Origin of the sequence: Kitasatospora sp. NPDC056783 (assembly GCF_042789895.1) — a bacterium.
Taxonomy (GTDB): Bacteria; Actinomycetota; Actinomycetes; order Streptomycetales; family Streptomycetaceae; genus Kitasatospora.
The window spans coordinates 1-3,935 of the sequence record NZ_JBHUAF010000561.1; the positions used below are offsets into that span (position 1 = coordinate 1).

Consider the following 3,935-nt stretch of genomic DNA (forward strand, 5'->3'; position numbering starts at 1 on the left):
GTCAGAAGGGTGTCCAGGTTCGTCTTCACAAACCAACCAACGGGCACCCTTCGTCATGGTCGCGGCCAGCCCATCAATCGGACTCATTCATCTAGCGCACCCCCGCAGGACCAATCCGGCAGGGCGAAAGTAACCTATCTGTTGAAAAGGGTAATAACTAGTGCATATTGCTCACCTCTCAATTTCTGCTGGCAGGGAATAGCGAGCAAGGTGACTGGCGTGAAGGTGGCAGCCGTGTCTGCTGCACATGCCTGACTGGGGTCGGCTGCGGCCTGGCGGCGCGCGCGGCTCGGCATTTGTCCAAACTCTCCAGGGTGGGTTCCTGATCTGCGATATCCGTGTTGATGCGTCAGCAGGGAGCGGTAGTGAGGCGCGGCACGCTCGGGCTTGGTATCGCCAGTGTGTCCCAGGTGTGACCGGACGCCTTCGGACGATCCGGCACACGGCGTCACGCCGTGAGGCATGTTCATGATCAAACGGTAGCGGGCGGTGCGGCGCGAGGGCGTTTACGTGTCCTGATCTGCGCAAACGCCGGATTTGACGGCATGGGGCGGCATCATCCGGCATGTCTGGGCTTCGTGAGGCCACTAGCTCAATTGGCAGAGCTGCGGACGTTTAATCCGTAGGTTCAGGGTTCGAGCCCCTGGTGGCCCATTCCTAAGGTGTGGACGGTCACGTAATTCCCCAAGGGCTGTGGTCACGTAATTCCCCAGGTCCTGGCCGTGTGAGGGGCTAGGTTGGTGAGCGTGAAGACGCGGGGGCGGATGTATCGGTATGTGGGTCCGGTTGAGTTGAAGGAGCTCGTCCGGGCGGGTGGTGAGGGGCGGAGCATGCGCTCGTCGGCGGACTTCGGCGCGTGGGCCTCAGCGCTGGCCCCGGATGAGTTGGCCGAGCCGTTCACGTTCGTCGTCGATGCCGGCGGAGTGTTGCGGCTGGCTCCGCGCCGCAGCGAGCACGTGGTGTGCGCCGGCGGCGAAGAGGTCCTGAGCGCCGGTGAGATGAGCTTCCGTGAGGAGTCCGGGCGGTGGGCGGTCGAGGAGGTCAGCAACCAGTCGACCGGCTACTGCCCGGACGTCATCTCATGGCCGGCCGTGGCCGAGGCCCTGGACCGGATCGGGATCCAGCGCCCGGCCGGGTTCACGCACGAGGTGGTCTTCCGCCGCTGCCGCTCCTGCCGGGAGCTCAACATCGTGCGGGAGGAGGACTTCGTCTGCGTCTTCTGCGGCGAGGACCTGCCTCGGGAGTGGAACGTTGCCGAGCTGGATCGCTAGGTGGTCGGAGGCTTCTCGACGGGGTTCTTGGGCCGCTTGTTCGGCCGATAGCTGGGGCCGTTCATGATCACCTGGTGGCTGGTGTTGATCAGCCGGTCAAGCAGCGACTCGGCGACGACCGGGTTGGGGAAGAGGGGATACCAGTCGCTGGGTGCCCGGTTGCTGGTGATGATCAGCGAGCGCCCCTGCCGCTCGGAGACCAGTTCGTAGAGGTCGTCGGCCTGGGCCGCGGTCAGCTGGCGCATGGCGAAGTCGTCGAGGATGAGGACGTCGGGTCTGATCAGCTCTCGCATGCGCTTGTCCCAGGTGCGGTCCGCGTGGCCGCCGGCGAGCTCGGCCAGGACCCGGCTGGTCTTCGTGAAGCGGACGTTTGCGCCCTGTCGGACGGCGAGGTGGCCGAGGGCCTGGGCGACGTGTGTCTTGCCGACGCCCACCGGTCCGAACAAGATCACCGACTCGCCGGCATGGAGCCAGCGCAGGGCGGCCAGGTCGCGGATCTGGGCCGCGGGCAGCTTCGGGGAAGCGGCGAAGTCGAACTCCTCCAAGGTGACTTGCTGCTCGAACTTCGCCTTCTGCAACCGCCGTTGGAAGGCGACCGTCTCGCGGCGGGTGATCTCGTCCTGGCAGAGGATCTGCAGGAAGTCCAGGTGGCCGAGTTCACCACCGTGGGCCTGGATCAGCCGCGCGTCCAGGGTCTCCAGCATCCCCGACAGCCGGAGCGCCTTCAGCGACTCGCGCAGGGCGGTGTCCATCACGCTCATCGAGCGGCCTCCTCGGCGTCGTCGGCGTCAGCATGGCCCGGGGTGCCCTCGGGCTCGCCGGAGATCTGGGAGGGAATACTCGTGGCGAACAGGCCCTCGGGGCCATGGAGGAAGGCCGCGGCCCCGGCGTCGCCGGTCTCCGGCTCGGGGTCGGTCTCGGTGCCCGCGATCAGGATGCCCTTGATGGTGCGGTAGGAGGGGTCGCCGACCGCAATGGCCTTGGTGCAGGCCGCCTCCAGCCGCTGGTCGCCGTACTTCTTCCGCAGCCCGAGGACCCCCCCTGGGCGGCGCGGAGCCGGTAGAGCGCGTTGACCTCCAGTAGTTGGTCGATTACCTCGCGGCAGGCGTCGCCGACCTCGGAAGACTGGCTGCGGCACCAGATCGGCGTCTTCATCTGGAAGGCGATCTTCTCCGGCGGGTAGTCGTTCTTGTCGGTGCGCTTGCCCTGGTCGAGTGCAGCGTGGGTCTTGACCAGCTCGCCCTCGTGGAAGACCTGGACCATGGTGGCGGTGGAGCGGACGTCGACCTTGCGGCCGATCAGTTTCCAGGGCACCGAGTAGAGGGTGCGGCCGACCTTGATGTGGATGTCGGGGCCGACTGCGGCGGTGGACCAGCGGGCCAGCACGAACGGCTTGTCCGGCAGCGGCAGCAGGGCCTTGGCCTCCACCGCCTCGAACACCGACAGCGGACTCGCGCCGCCCAGCGGGCGGCACTGTCTGCGGCCGGCGGTGCCGGCCGACCACGTCAGGGCCTCGGCCTGCATCTGCTCGACCGAGGTGAACTCCCGCCCGCTCCAGAAGGAGTCGCGGACATACGGCATCGGCCGCTCGACCCGCGGCTTGTCCTTCGGCTTCGCAGCCCGGGCCGGGTCGACCAGGGCGCCGTAGTAGGTCGCGAGCTCGGCATACGACTTGTTGATCTTCGGATCGTAGAGGTCCGGCCGGTCCACCGCCGTGCGCAGGTTGTCCGGCACAAACCGCCGCGGGACACCGCCGAAGAACCGGAACGCTTCGACGTGGGACTGAGTCCAGGCGTTCTGGTCCATGTGGACCACCGGGCGGACGAACATGTGCCGCGAGCAGGGCAGCACCATCACGAACGCCCAGATCCGGTGCCGCTTGCCGGTCGACGGGTTGATCCACTGCCCCAGGAAGCCGTAGTCGATCTGGGCCTCCGAGCCCGGCTCGACGTCGTCCCGCAGCACCGTCACCTTCGACCGGGCCGACTCGTCCGGGAGGTTCTCGGTCACCCACCGGCGGAACGTCGACAACGACACCGCCAATTTCCCCTCATCTCTGAGGCGTTGATGGATCGTGGTCACCGTTGTCGTCTCCAGCAGCCCCTTGACCAGGTCGCGGTGCGGCTCGATCTCCGCCCACGTGACCTGGTTCAGCCGACGCCGGGCCAGCTCCGGGAACCAGCTCTTGATCAGCTTCCCCCAGTCCGCCTCGCTCATGGGCGGCCCACCCGGCGCCATCCCGGACGCCTCCGCCGGCGCCAGATACTTCCTGATGGTCTTGCGGTCCACCCCCAACGAGGCCGCGAGCTGGTTCTTCGACCGGCCCGCGTACCAGTGGACGTAGATCTCGACGATGTCGACCACGGTGAACGTTCTCCTTGCCATCCAGAGTGTCCGTCGACCTCTGGGCCTGTCGGTCGAGGGACGGTGACGACTCCGAGATGGTCAGGACCCTCAACCCGGCTCGGGGATGCCCAAGGGGAACCTGAACGATTCGGATGGAACGATCACTCGCAGGTCAAACCACCTGATCTGGGGTATTCCAGGCTTCCACCGTGGTCAAGTTCCCCGTGGGGACTCGTGACCGCGACCCTGGCCAATTCCGTGACCACGAAGCCTGAGAAGCGGGGGAAATCGCTGACCGTTCACACTAAGGTCCAGGTC

General features: G+C 66.6%; 2 protein-coding genes, 1 tRNA gene and 1 pseudogene. 2 read left to right on the top strand and 2 right to left on the bottom strand.

Features of this window, described 5'->3' with window-relative positions; translation table 11 throughout:
• Nucleotides 1-582: 582 nt before the first annotated feature.
• Both ACFRMQ_RS39055 and ACFRMQ_RS39060 read left to right on the top strand, forming a co-directional pair.
• A tRNA-Lys gene (locus tag ACFRMQ_RS39055) sits at nucleotides 583-654 on the top strand.
• A 92-nt stretch (nucleotides 655-746) separates the two neighbouring features.
• The gene (locus tag ACFRMQ_RS39060) at nucleotides 747-1,271 is read left to right on the top strand and encodes a hypothetical protein (protein ID WP_380735646.1); all 525 of its coding nucleotides are present in this window, start codon (nucleotides 747-749) and stop codon (nucleotides 1,269-1,271) included.
• Here ACFRMQ_RS39060 and istB read toward each other — a convergent pair.
• A complete protein-coding gene (gene istB / locus ACFRMQ_RS39065; protein ID WP_380735645.1) occupies nucleotides 1,268-2,032 on the bottom strand; it encodes an IS21-like element helper ATPase IstB in 765 nt (254 codons plus the stop codon). The two genes, ACFRMQ_RS39060 and istB, sit on opposite strands and share 4 nt — an antisense overlap.
• Nucleotides 2,029-3,635, bottom strand: a pseudogene (gene istA / locus ACFRMQ_RS39070) (IS21 family transposase). Before istA ends, istB begins: the two are co-directional and overlap by 4 nt.
• Nucleotides 3,636-3,935: the final 300 nt, after the last annotated feature.